The 12566-nt window shown below is 61.3% G+C and carries 12 protein-coding genes; 9 read left to right on the plus strand and 3 right to left on the minus strand.

Annotated features, from left to right (window positions below; genetic code table 11):
• Nucleotides 1-189: 189 nt before the first annotated feature.
• Together AC07UX_RS11780 and AC07UX_RS11785 are read left to right on the plus strand one after the other, a co-directional pair.
• The gene (locus AC07UX_RS11780; RefSeq protein ID WP_495192288.1) at nucleotides 190-1884 is read left to right on the plus strand and encodes an arylsulfatase; all 1695 of its coding nucleotides are present in this window, start codon (nucleotides 190-192) and stop codon (nucleotides 1882-1884) included.
• Nucleotides 1881-2753 (plus strand): formylglycine-generating enzyme family protein, encoded by an 873-nt coding sequence (locus AC07UX_RS11785; RefSeq protein WP_495192189.1) that lies wholly within the window; start codon nucleotides 1881-1883, stop codon nucleotides 2751-2753. Before AC07UX_RS11780 ends, AC07UX_RS11785 begins: the two co-directional genes overlap by 4 nt.
• 119 nt (nucleotides 2754-2872) lie before the next feature.
• Here AC07UX_RS11785 and AC07UX_RS11790 read toward each other — a convergent pair whose 3' ends face one another.
• Nucleotides 2873-3343, minus strand: coding sequence for a c-type cytochrome (locus AC07UX_RS11790; protein WP_495192190.1), 471 nt, complete (start codon nucleotides 3341-3343; stop codon nucleotides 2873-2875).
• 211 nt (nucleotides 3344-3554) lie between these two features.
• On the opposite strand from AC07UX_RS11790, the gene AC07UX_RS11795 reads away from it, so the two are divergent.
• The 7 genes from AC07UX_RS11795 (at nucleotide 3555) to AC07UX_RS11825 (ending at nucleotide 9023) form a co-directional block, all read left to right on the plus strand.
• The gene (locus tag AC07UX_RS11795) at nucleotides 3555-4208 is read left to right on the plus strand and encodes a TetR/AcrR family transcriptional regulator (RefSeq protein ID WP_495192191.1); all 654 of its coding nucleotides are present in this window, start codon (nucleotides 3555-3557) and stop codon (nucleotides 4206-4208) included.
• Nucleotides 4209-4281: 73 nt separating this feature from the next.
• A complete protein-coding gene (locus AC07UX_RS11800; RefSeq protein WP_495192192.1) occupies nucleotides 4282-5463 on the plus strand; it encodes an MFS transporter in 1182 nt (393 codons plus the stop codon).
• Between the two features lie 143 nt (nucleotides 5464-5606).
• Nucleotides 5607-6785, plus strand: a complete 1179-nt coding sequence (locus tag AC07UX_RS11805) for an amine dehydrogenase large subunit (protein WP_495192193.1) — start codon at nucleotides 5607-5609, stop codon at nucleotides 6783-6785.
• A gap of 2 nt (nucleotides 6786-6787) precedes the next feature.
• Nucleotides 6788-7321, plus strand: a complete 534-nt coding sequence (locus AC07UX_RS11810) for a MauE/DoxX family redox-associated membrane protein (RefSeq protein ID WP_495192194.1) — start codon at nucleotides 6788-6790, stop codon at nucleotides 7319-7321.
• Between the two features lie 4 nt (nucleotides 7322-7325).
• Nucleotides 7326-7928, plus strand: coding sequence for a thioredoxin domain-containing protein (locus AC07UX_RS11815; protein WP_495192195.1), 603 nt, complete (start codon nucleotides 7326-7328; stop codon nucleotides 7926-7928).
• A gap of 25 nt (nucleotides 7929-7953) precedes the next feature.
• A complete protein-coding gene (locus AC07UX_RS11820) occupies nucleotides 7954-8499 on the plus strand; it encodes a methylamine dehydrogenase light chain (RefSeq protein ID WP_495192196.1) in 546 nt (181 codons plus the stop codon).
• Between the two features lie 11 nt (nucleotides 8500-8510).
• Nucleotides 8511-9023: a cytochrome C gene (locus AC07UX_RS11825; protein WP_495192289.1), complete on the plus strand. Its 513-nt coding sequence runs from the start codon at nucleotides 8511-8513 to the stop codon at nucleotides 9021-9023.
• A 355-nt stretch (nucleotides 9024-9378) separates the two neighbouring features.
• Here the strand turns inward: AC07UX_RS11825 and AC07UX_RS11830 are convergent, their stop codons facing one another.
• Both AC07UX_RS11830 and AC07UX_RS11835 read right to left on the minus strand, forming a co-directional pair.
• Complete coding sequence (locus tag AC07UX_RS11830; protein ID WP_495192197.1) at nucleotides 9379-9651, minus strand: hypothetical protein; 273 nt, start codon at nucleotides 9649-9651, stop codon at nucleotides 9379-9381.
• 50 nt (nucleotides 9652-9701) lie between these two features.
• On the minus strand, nucleotides 9702-12353 hold the full coding sequence (locus AC07UX_RS11835) for a TonB-dependent receptor (RefSeq protein ID WP_495192290.1): 2652 nt from the start codon (nucleotides 12351-12353) through the stop codon (nucleotides 9702-9704).
• Nucleotides 12354-12566 lie beyond the last annotated feature (213 nt).

Raw genomic sequence — 12566 nt, forward strand, 5'->3', positions numbered from 1 at the left:
CTCAATGCCGCAACTAGAGAATTAATTGGAATTGTGGCGAGACAGTTTTTCTATCAAACTCATAGACAATAGATTGTTTCGCATCCGCCGCGCCGTCGCATAGGTCTGCCGGGTCATTCAGAGTCGGATCAGGGAGATGACCCGGTGAACAAGATATTGAAATCAGCTATTTTATTTGCCGCGACGGCGTTGTCGAGCGCCGTTCCGGCACAAGCGCAGCAGGCACAGCAGGCGCCGTCGTCAGGCGCACCGGCCGCCACCGCACGGCAACCCAACTTTCTTTTGATCGTCGCCGACGACCTTGGCTGGTCCGATCTCGGCGCCTTCGGCGGTGAAATCACAACGCCCAATCTGGATGCGATCGCCAATGGCGGCGTCCGCTTCACCGGATTTCATACGGCCCCCACCTGCTCTCCGACCCGGTCGATGTTGTTGAGCGGTGTGGACAATCATCAGGCAGGCCTTGGCAGCATGGCCGAAACGCTGACACCCGAACAAACCGGTCAGCCCGGCTATGAAGGCTATCTCAACGATCGGGTCGCCTCGATCGCCGAACTGTTGCATCAGGGTGGCTATCGCACTCTGATGTCGGGAAAATGGCATTTGGGGCTGACGCCCGAACGCGGCCCGGCAGCACGCGGCTTCGAACGCTCCTATGCCCTGCTCCAGGGCCTGGGCAATCATTTCGGCGAAGACCAGAACAAGGCGTGGGCAGCGATCGGTGGCGCCTCGACCTATCGCGACAATGGCAAGATCGTGAAATATCCCAAAGGGCGCTATTCGGCGGATTATTTCACCGACCGGCTGATCGGTTTCCTGAAGGAAGGCGTGAAGGATAAGCGGCCGTTCTTCGCCTATCTCCCCTATACCACCCCACATTGGCCCATGCAGGCGCCCGCCGACGTGATCGCCAAATATAAAGGGTACTATGACGCCGGCTATGAAGCCCTGCGCGAGGCCCGGCTCAAGCGTCAGAAGGAACTGGGATTGGTCCCTGCGGACCTTACCCCCCATGATTGGGAAGGCGTGAAGCCGTGGGCGTCTTTGAACGCCGAGGAAAAAGCGATCGAGGCACGCAAGATGGAAGTCTATGCCGCGATGGTCGATCGGATGGACCAGAATGTCGGCCGCGTCGTCGACACGCTCAAGGCGCTTGGGCGTTACGACGATACCGTCATCGTCTTCCTTGCCGACAATGGACCCGAAGGCAATATCATCGATGCACCGTTCCAGGCGAGCAAGAAGCCTGAAGCGCTACCCGCCCTCAAGATCGACAATAGCCTCGCCAATATCGGCAACGCCTCCTCCTATGTCGGCTATGGTCCCGGCTGGGCTCAGGCGAACAGTTCGCCGTCCTGGCTGGTCAAGGGCTATCCTACCGAAGGCGGCACCCGCGTCACCGCTTTTGCCAGCGGACCGGGTATTGCCGGGCAACGGATCGCCAACGCTATGCTCAGTGTGACCGATGTGGCACCCACCTTGCTGGATCTGGCCGGGATCGAACAACCGGCCACTTTTGGAGGCCATGCGATCCTGCCTTTCCAGGGGCATAGCCTGCGTCCTGTGCTGGCCGGTACGGCAGCGCAGGTCCGGCAGCCCACCGAAGCGGTCGGGACCGAGCTTTTCTATCGCCGCGCGCTGCGCAAGGGGGACTGGAAGGCCGTTTATCTGCCCACATCGGCGACCACCTATCCCCGCAATGGCGTGGGCACCGGCGTGTGGCAATTGTTCGATGTGGCGAAGGATCCGGCCGAAGCCCATGATCTTGCGGCCAGTCAACCGGCAAAGCTTCAGGAATTGATCGGCGACTGGAACAGCTATGCCACCGCCAAGGGCGTGGTCATGCCGGCGCCCGCGCCGGTTCAGGACAGCGCGAAGAAATGAGGCCGTGGCGCCCGATAGCAGCCCTGACGTTGCTTGCCGCCAGTGCGGCAACGCTTTTGGGGGCTGTGCCGGCGCCATCGACCGGCCTGGCCGCGCAATGTGATAGCCGCGACGGGCGTGTATTCGTGCCGGCCGGCACGCTGTTATTGGGCGAGGATGGTCCAGGACGGCCCGGCCGCAAGGTGGAAGTCGCGGCCTTCTGGATCGACCGACATGAAGTGACCAACCGGCAGTTCGATGCCTTCGTCCATGCCACCGGATATCGCACCGCGGCTGAACGTGAAGGCGGCTCCGCCATCTTCGTCCAACCGACCGAACCGGTCAGCCTCGACAATGCCGGCGCATGGTGGCGCTATCGCGAAGGCGCGGACTGGCGCCACCCGCAAGGGCCTGGCAGCGACCTGTCCGGGCGGGAGGATTGGCCCGTCATTCATGTCGATTATGAGGATGCGCTTGCCTATGCGCGTTGGGCGGGCGGCACGCTTCCCACCGAAGCCCAATGGGAACGAGCCGCGCGCGGCGACCAAAGGGAAGGTCGCGATCCGCGTAGTTGGGCCTATGGTCCGACAGGTCATCCGGTCGCCAATAGCTGGCAGGGGGTGTTCCCGATCCGCGATACCGGCCGCGACGGTTATGTCGGGCTGGCGCCGGTCGGTTGCTTCCCTGCCAACAGCTTCGGGCTGCGGGACATGGTCGGCAATGTATGGGAATGGACCAGCGAGCAGCGCGCCGGGACCGGGCTGATCAAAGGCGGCTCCTATCTGTGCGCCATGAACTATTGTGCCAATTTCAGGCCTGCCGCATTTCAGGCGCAGGAACGGGATCTGGGCACGTCGCATATCGGGTTCAGGATTGTCACCGCAGCCTGACCTGACCATCTGCATGAGCCTGCCATCCATGCACACGGAACGGATAAAGGATGATGCTTTCCATCAGGTGTTCTTGGTGAATGTCATGCTCGTCGGCATGGCAGCTTCGCCAGTTCCTTTTACCGGACCAGCCCCTTCGCCGCCAGGCGTCCACGCTCCGCCGCAACTTGCGACGCGGTCAGCTTGCCGCCGGCCCGCACCTTTGCGATTTCCGCTGCCGTAAAGGTCGCGCCCGGTTTTGCCGCTTTCTTGAGCGATACGGCATGGTTGAGCACGTCGGCCACATCCTGGTCGCTCAACGTCCCCATGCCCGGCATCAGACCGGTAATCTTCTTGTCGTCCACCATGATCGGGCCATAGATGCCGTAGAGAAGCACCATGGCGAGGTAGCGCCGCCCATCTGGGCTGGTCGCGATCTCGGACACGCGGCCGCTCAGCCTTGGAAACTGACCAGGCAGGCCGGCGCCCGACGGCTGATGGCACATGGAACAACGGCTGGCGAAGGTCTGCGGGCCGGTCGCCAACGCGGCTCCGGGCAGGCCGATTATCGCGACAAGGAAAAGAGTGACGCGCTTGATACCCTGAATCATCGCAGATGTACCCCTGACATGGTGGACGTTTGACCGGGAAGCACGCCTGCATGAAAGCCGCCCCGGATTTTGCGCCTCTTCCCAATCTTCTATGGACGACCCAATATTGGACAGTCTTCAAATATTCGTCAAGGCGCTCATTTATCCTGCCGTGCAAAGGGTGGCGCGATAGACCAATCCATGATAGGAACACCGCCAAGGCAGATGTGACATGATAATCGCTCCTTCACGACCCGGCATCTATGCTCGCGGGTCAGAAACCGTTGGCCAGATCCTCAAGGCGGCGCTTGAGGTATTGATCGATGAAGGGGCCGAAGCCTTCACCCTGCGTCGCATCGCCGCGCGCTGCGATATGAAGGTCGGCAATGTCAGCTACCATTTCCCGCGCAAGGAAATGCTGATCCAGGTAATGCTGGACGAGATGCTGGAATCCTATGACAAGCTGCTGGAGGAGACGGTGCGCAAACCTGGCCTCACCACTGAGGAACGGTTGAAGCTGGTCATCATCCTGTGCCTGGAGGATATCCAGACCAAGCGCACCACCCATTTGTTTACAGAACTCTGGGCGCTGGCGAACCAGAGCGATTTCGTTGCTGACCGTGTCCGCCTCTTCTACAGCAAGGTGCATGAGGTGATCGGCGAATATGTCGCCCAGATCAATCCGGCACTGAGCGCGGATGAGGTACATAGCGTTTCCTTGTTTATCAGCGCCTCGATGGAGGGATCGACCCCTTTCCTCGGCCATCAAAAGCCCTGGGCGCACAAAATGCCGGCTTTCACCGCACTTGCCGCCATGTCCTTCGTGCATCTTGCCAAGACGGTGACTTCGCGCGATCTTGCAGGACTGATGACGGAAGCGGCCTGAGTCCGCGACGCGGGAGGGATGGTCTGAAACGGCACGGGCGCAACCAGCGCCGGTTCATGCTGTGGGGGCCATCATGGAAGCACGCCGTATATCGCTCACACGGGCAGGCCAACGCAACACAGCCTGCATCGTCGCGGCAGCACTGGCATTGTTGCAGCCCGGCATCGACCCTGTATTCCTCACGCTGCTGACCGCCGCGACCGGGCTTGCTCCCTCCGATCACGGCTGGATCGTCGGCGCGACCCAGGGCGGCATGGCAATCGGGGCCGTGATAATATGGCGCGGTGGTAGCCATTTGCCGCAAGGCACCCCTGCTGCCGCAGCCCTGATCGCGCTGGCCGCCAGCCTGATGACACCCGCTCTGGAATCATTGCAGGCGTTAGTCGCCATGCGCGGCCTGTTCGGCATTGGCATGGGCATCGCCTACACCCATGCCATGAGCATGGCCGCCTCCCACCGGCCCACCAGTGCCTATGGCGCCGTCTTCCTGATCCAATTGCTGCTTTCCACCCTGGTCGCGCTGGCGCTGCCTGCTTTTGGCGATATGGCCGGCCCGGCCGCTGCGCTGCGCCTGCTGGCGCTGGCACCTGTCGCGCTGCTGATATTATCGCTCCGCCCCTCGTCGGCCGATGCGCCGACTGACCGCTCTGTGACCGCGATGGAACGGGAAGGCCATCCGGTCCACGCGCTGGCGCTCGCCGCCGCCCTATTCTGCTTCATTGCGGCGACCATGATGATCTGGAGCTTCGCCGGCGCGCTCGCCATCACCGCCGGCATTGACGACCATGTGGTCGGAACAGCGGTCGCGATCGGATCGGTAATCGGCGCGGTGACGGCCCTCATGGTCATGCGCGAACGCACGCTCGTGCCGCTGCCGCTGACCGGCCTCTTATCGACGCTTTGCCTCCTGGCACCACTGGCACTGACTCGCCATGGCGCGCCGGAATTGTTCATCCTCTCGATCGGCCTGCTCAACATAGGATCGACCGCAACGATCATCCGCTTTTCCGGGCTGGCGACGGCTGCCGCGGACGGCAGGCCGCTCTTCCGCCGCTTCGTGGCCTGCATCCACAGCCTCGGCATGATCGCCGGGCCGGTGGCCGGGTCGATGCTGGCGGACGGTTTGGGGCCTCGCGGATTGACCAATGGCGCGACCGCGACACTGGCCTGCGGCTGCATCGCACTGTTCGCCGCCGCCATGCCGCGCGATTTGCGCCTGTTCCGGATGAACGGCGTGAACGAAATCATTGCCTAAAATTGCTGCATCGCAAAAATATTTTCCGAACAGGCCCTGCACCCCTTGACCAATTCTTGACACTTGTCCAGCCTTCGACTGAGCGCAGGGAAGGCCATCAACGAGTCCTTTGCCACCGCATCGATCAAGGGGGATCACGCCAGATGTCGAATGCCGCCGTCAGGGGATTTTTCGCCGCCACTGCCATCGGCATGGCCCTGTTCGCAGCCACCATCGGCCATGCCGCGCCCGCCGACATGACGGCTGCGCTGGAACCGGAAACGTCCGACGTCGTGACGATGGAACCGCCCAAGCCTAACTGGTTCTTCATCGACGGCGGCTGGGACATGCCAGGCACCAGCATATTCGACGGGGAAACCGGCAAGATGAAGGGTATGGTGGAAACCCGTCGGCTCGCCGACATGGCGATCGACCCGGCCGGCCGCTATTATTATGTCGCTGAAACCATCTGGTCGAAGGGGGATCGCGGCACGCGCCAGGATATGGTGTCGGTCTATGATACGCGCGAGTTGAAGCTGGTGACGGAAATCACCATCCCCGACCGCATCCTCATCGGATCGCGTAAGAATAATTTCATTATCAGTGACGATGGCAAGACCGGATTCGTCTATAATCTCAGTCCCGCTTCCTCGGTCAACATCGTCGATCTGGTGAAGCGCAAGTTCGTCACCAATGTCGAACTGCCCGGCTGCGCCAGCATGATGCCCAATCCAGGCGTCGGCTTTTCCGCCCTGTGCGGCGACGGTTCGCTCGCCACGGTGAAGCTGACCGGCGCCAAGGCCGACATCACCCACAGCGCGCCTTTTTTTTCCGCCACCGACGATCCGATCTTCGACAATTTCACCTATGACCGCAAGAAGAAGGAAACGACCTTCCTCAGCTATACCGGCCAGATATGGACGGCTAAACTCGGTCCTGCGCCAACCATTTCCGCTCCCTTCTCGATCCAGGCGGCCGCCGGCATCCGGCCCGGCGAAACCAAACCGCTGGAACTGAACTGGTATCCGGGCGGGCGCCAGCCAATGGCGCTGCATCGTGCCACCGGCCATTTGTTCGTGCTGATGCACATGGGCGAATATTGGTCGCACAAGGCGTCGGGCACGGAAGTGTGGGAGGTCGATCTTGCCAGCCAGAAGGTGGTGAAGCGCCACCCGCTGAAAGAAGAGATGAACAATATAGAGGTCACCCAGTCGGACAAGCCACTGCTCATCATGGACGGGGAAAAAGGCACTGCTTTGGTCATCGACCTCGCCACATGGGAAGAAAAGCACAAGATCGAAAAAGCCGGCGGCAGCACCATCACGGTCGCGGACCCGTCCTGACCATGGCGCTGGGCCTGGCGATCGCCGCGCTTGCGGCTGCTATCGGGATCGGCCTGATCCTGTTGCAGGCGGGCATATCCAAACTGCGCCATCGTACTTTGCTGCCTGGCGTGATCGCCAATTACCGGCTGTTGCCCCGCAGATTGGTGGCGCCCGCCGCGACCATTTTGCCGCTGGCAGAAATGGCGATCGGCGCCACCCTGATCTCTGGCCTCGCGCCGGTGCCGGTGCTGCTTGCCATGCTGCTGCTCGCCCTTTTCGCCGGTGCGATGGCGATCAACATCCAGCGCGGGCGCAGCCACATCGACTGCGGCTGCGGCCGATCGCAACTGCGTCATCCGATCGGCTGGCCGCTGGTCATCCGCAATCTGCTGCTGGTCGCGCTGCTTTCCCCTCGCCTGCTGCCTGCCCCGCCCTTTTCGGCGCTGGATATCGCCACCGCCGCCGCCGGCGGGATCGCGCTCTTCCTCGCCTACCATCTGCTCAGCGCCCTGCTCGCGCTGATCGCCGCCCCTGCCGCCGCCTACCGGAGATAGACTTATGCTGACGTCGCTCATCATCGCGCAGATCCTCTCCTGGGTCGTCCTGTTGGCGCTTGGCGTCGGGCTGCTGGCGGTCGCGCGGCAGGTCGGCGTGCTGCATATTCGTGTGGCGCCCGCCGGCGCGCTCGCCACCAGCGGCGGCCCGGCGGTCGGCGAAGCCATCGTCAGGATCGACGCCCGCACGATCGACGGCGCGCCGGTGACGATCGGCGGCCACGCCCACGGCACGGCGCTACGCCTCCTGATGTTCGTCTCTGCCCAATGCCCTCTGTGCAAGAATATCATTCCGATGGCCAAATCCTTCGCGCGGGACGAGCGGGTCACACTCACCTTCGTGGGCGACGATGATGTCGCGGCCCAGCGCATAATGATCGCGCAGCATGGGCTGGACGGCTACGCCTTCGTCAACGGGCCGGATGTCGGCCAGGCCTATGGCGTCGCCAAACTCCCCTTCGCCGTGCTGCTCGACGCCGAAGGGACCATATTGTCCAAGGGGCTGGTCAACAGCCGCGAGCATCTGGAGAGCCTGATCGTCGCCCACGAAATGGGGATTGCGACGGTTCAGGACTATATCGGTTCGCTCAAGGCGCAGGCGGCCTGAATTTTCAAATAAGGGGGTCCGTACCATGAAGAAGTTCGACGCCGATGCCATGGGGGAAAAGCTGCTGCGCAAGCTCGCCGGCGGCAGCTCGCGCCGCTCTATGCTCTCGCGCCTGGGGGCCGCGCTGGTCGCCGCGCCCGCCTTCCCGCTACTGCCGGTCAGCCGCGCCGAAGCGGCCAAGCCCGATCGTTCGCCGGAGGCCAAGACCGCCTTTGCCCGCACCGCGCAGAGCAAGGACGAAACCAAGTGCGACTATTGGCGCTATTGCGCGATCGACGGCGCACTGTGCACCTGCTGCGGCGGCGGCATCCACAGCTGCCCGGCCGGGTCGGAGCCTTCGCCCGTCTCCTGGGTCGGGACCTGCATCAACCCGGACGATGGCAAGGCCTATCTGATCGCCTATCGCGACTGTTGCGGCAAGCCTGCCTGCGGCCAGTGCGGTTGCGACAATACCGATCGCGAAACCCAGCTCTACATGCCCCAACTCAACAATGACGTGATCTGGTGTTTCGGCACCAGCAGCATGGAATATCATTGTTCGACCGCCGTGCTGGTGGGCGCGGCCAGCTGACGCAAGAGACCATGATGCGCGCGTTGCTGATCGGATCGCTGGCGCTACTCGGCGCGGTCGGCATCGGCCGCGCCGCTTTGCCGCCCATGGGACTGCTGCCTGCCGCAATCACCGATCCCGATCTCGCCCGGTCCGACTATGTTGAAAATTGTGGCGGCTGCCACGGGGTCCAGGGTAGCGCCGCGCCCGCCGCGCTGCCCGAACTGCGCGGCCGGGTCGGCTGGTTCCTTTGCACGCCAAAGACCCGCGCCTACTTGATCCGCCTGCCCAATGTCGCGCTCAGCCGGATCAAGGATAATCAGCAACTGGCCGACATGATGAACTTCGTCGTCTTCGGCCTGGGCGGCAACAGCGTACCCCAGGGCAGCGCGCCCTTCAGCGCCGATGAAGTCGCGCACGAACGACGCTTCGCCCTGTCTTCCGCCTCGCTGACGGCCGAACGCGCCCGCCACGTCGAAACCGCGATCAAGCAATGCCATGCGCCAGCATCGCTGCGGATGCTGTTTCCGTCGGTGCGGCGGTAGGAGCCGTAATGGATAGGAAGGGGGAGGTCTTGTTTTAGATCACCTCTTGCCCACCGGTCTGTGCTCACGGTAATAGTTCAGAATGCATAGGAAGCATATTCATGCCGGCACCGCTCTGTCTATCGCAGGATTTGTAGCGTCCCTAACGTTGTCCACGCTAGGTCATGCCATAATTTCAGAGAGTGAGGCAGCTACCGACACCTTGCTTGATATAACGGCAGTCAGTATTTTCGCGTGCGCCTACTGTGTGCCTCGATCCGCAAGATTGTGGATACAAAGGCCTTCCTCACGTCGGTGATGTTCTCGCTCGATCAAAGCGATCGACCTTGCCAATGGAAAAATATCTTATCGCCCGCTATTTCCGCTGTTTACGCGCCTCCCCCGGCCAGCATGTCGTGCAACGCCGCCAGCAAATGAGCCCCGGCATCGCCACAGCCGGTGTCAGCCCCGGTTCTGGATGCAGGCCCGCCAATATCTCTGGCGACACGCCTTCGGGCGCGGCCCGGTTGTGGCACATAAGGCATTTGCGGCGATAGTCCGCGCGAGTCAGACCCGAATGGTCTTCCTGCGCGCGCACGGGCGTGAGCACGACCAGCATCGGCCCCATCATGCTCATGAAAATGGCCATGCCCCACATCCCTATCCGGCGGGGCATGGCCATCATGTCTGGCGACCTTTTTAGAATTTTTGGCCGAACCTTATGCCGAAGAACTGCGGCTTGATGGTAAATGTCCGCGACGACCCCGAACAGAAGTCGATCGAGCAAAAGGTATTGCGCGTCAATTGTCCCCGCTTGTCGAAGGCATTTTGCAGGAACAAGGTCAGGCTCCAATTATCCTTCTTGATCCCGCCGGAGAAATCGAAGCTGACAAAGCCCTTGGTGTTGCCCAGCAATGCATTGCTATCGACGTTCAGATCCTGCGTCGCCCCGGTTTGGTACAGTGCCGCCCCCTGAAGGAAGGCGCTAAAATCGCCCAGCATCGTGTCGTAGCGGACCGACGTCGTGCCCTTGAACCGGGGCTGGCGCGGCAGGCGCGTACCGCCGGCCGCCGCGACCGACGGGATCGGCGGGTTGGCCCCTACATCCACGCCGGGCGCGCAACTGCTCAGCTGACCGATCGCGGTGCCGGCATCATTCAGAGCAAAGTTGCAGAAATCGCCCTTCAGCTTGCCGTCGTTGAAGGCGCCGGACGTCGAAATGGTAATCTCACCCAGCTTCAGGTCGGCATCATATTCGATGCCCTTGACCACCGCCTTGCCGGCATTGCCCGTCATGCCTGCGCCCTGCGCGCCGGCCACGACCACGCTATACTGGATATTGTTCCACTTTTCATAATAGACGGCGGCATTGAACCGGAACATATTGTTCCAGGTCGTCTTTACCCCCAGCTCGAAATTGGTGAGCGTTTCGGATTCGAACGGCGCGACATCCACGATTTTGCCCAGACTGCGGATACGTAGCGGACGATTGAAACCGCCGGGTCGGAATCCGGTCGAATAATTGAAATACACCATCTTATCGGGCTGGAACTGCCAATCGAGCGCAACCTTATGTGTTTCTCCATCCTCCTTGTAGCGCCCCGTACCATCAGCCGCATTGGTGTTGGTATTGATGCAGGTCAACCGCTCATCGGCGGGGAAAGGTGTCGTACAGCCAACGCCGGCCGCAGATCCCGCCACGCCGGCAAAGCCTCGCACCTTATAGTCGGTCCAGAAATAGCGGATACCGCCGGTCAATTTCAGCGTCGGCGTGATATTATAATGGCCTTCGGCAAAGATCGCCTTGTCATGATAAAGCTGGTCCTGCTCGACGAAGTAGAAGGCGTCGCCCTTCACGGCCTGCGTCCCCAACAGCATCGTACCGAGCGGATTGCCGTTGGGATTGATGACGTCGCTTGTGTCGAAATAGGGATTGCCGTCATCATCATAGGCAATGCCATACATGGCCGGCACGCCGATCAGGCCGCCCGCCACATCGCCCCCGCCGGTCGCGGTATAGCCCGTGATCGTGTCCAGCCCGCGGATCGCATAGCTGGTGTTCAGCTTGTTCGACTGTCTCTGGTAGAATCCGCCGATCGTGACGTCGAACGGCCAGTCCTTTGGTGTGCTGATCCGCAATTCCTGCGTGAACTTGTTGCGATGCGTATCGGCGTGATAATATTGGGTCGGATCAATCAGCGAACATTGCTGCGACGCACCAGTGCCGGTACAATTATCGAAAAATTGCAGATAGCTTTCATAGCCAGGCCCAAATCCGTCATAGGTCACGGTATAATAGGTATAGTCGTTGAGCGTGCGGGTACGCCGCTTGAAGTAGCCGGTCGCGGACACGACGTCCCAATCGCCGATATGACCATGGATGGACAGCGCTGCCTGATACCAGCGGTCGTCATTCTTCGTCTGGTCATAGTCATGGACTTCCAGATCGCCGACACGCGGATCATAGCCGAAATATCCGTTCGACACCTGCTTCTGCGCGGTGATGGACGGGTTGAACGACCAGTCATCGACCGGCTCCCACAACAATTGCAACCGACCGCCAAATTCCTTGATCGTGTTGTAATCATCCTTGGCGATATCGCTATTGTCGAGATTCCAGAACGTGTTGGGATTATTGTCGCCCAGATTATAGACCGCCGGCGCTCCATTGTTCAGCAATCCCTCATTGGGCTTGTTGTCGATATAGCCACCGTCGCGCCGGTAATAGCCCATGGCCCGCAACGCCAGCGTATCACTCAACGGCACGTTGACATAGGATTCCAGCTGCCCGCCAAAATCGCCCTTGCCATATTTATTGGCTTCGACGTCATAGCCAAATTCGAACTTGTCCAGCTTGGGCTTGTTGGTGATGAGGCGAATGGTGCCGGCCAGCGATCCCGCGCCATAAAGCGTGCCCTGCGGCCCCGACAGCGCCTCGACACGCTCCATGTCATAGGCGTGTACATCGGGCACTTCGGTACCGGTGATCGGAATATCGTCCAGATAATAGCCAACCGAGGCATAGGCGCCGCCCGCCGGCACGATGCCGCGGAAGAAAGCGGTATTGCGGCCTGGCCCGATACCCGCGAATGACACCGATGGCAGCAAGGCTGCGAAATCGCTCAACCCTTTCACCTGCCGTTCCGCGAGCTTTTCGGCACCCAGAGCCTGCATCGAGATCGGCACCTTCTGGATGCTCTGCGCGCTGCGGGTCGCGGTGACCACGATTTCGCCGAGACCCGATTCGACGGCAGCCTCGGCATTGTCTGCCACCTGCGGAACAGGCTCCTGTGCCATGGCCGGCGCGATCATCGGTGTCAAAAACGTGCTCGTGCCCAGCGCGCAGAACATGCGCATCCTGCGCGAACGGAGACGAATGGCCATACGAATACCCCCTGTATGCGTTGCGACTCGGCCTCTCCTAATGTCGTGCCCGGCTTTCCGGGTCTTGCGTGATGCGTTTCGCCAGCGATCGATCAGGACAGGGCAAAAGTAACCCTGTCCGAAGGAGCTCATCCTTCAGAATCGCCGCCTGGCGCCCATCACGCTGATTATCTCTTCAAC

It is taken from the genome of Sphingobium sp. GW821-FHT02B05, from assembly GCF_059421905.1.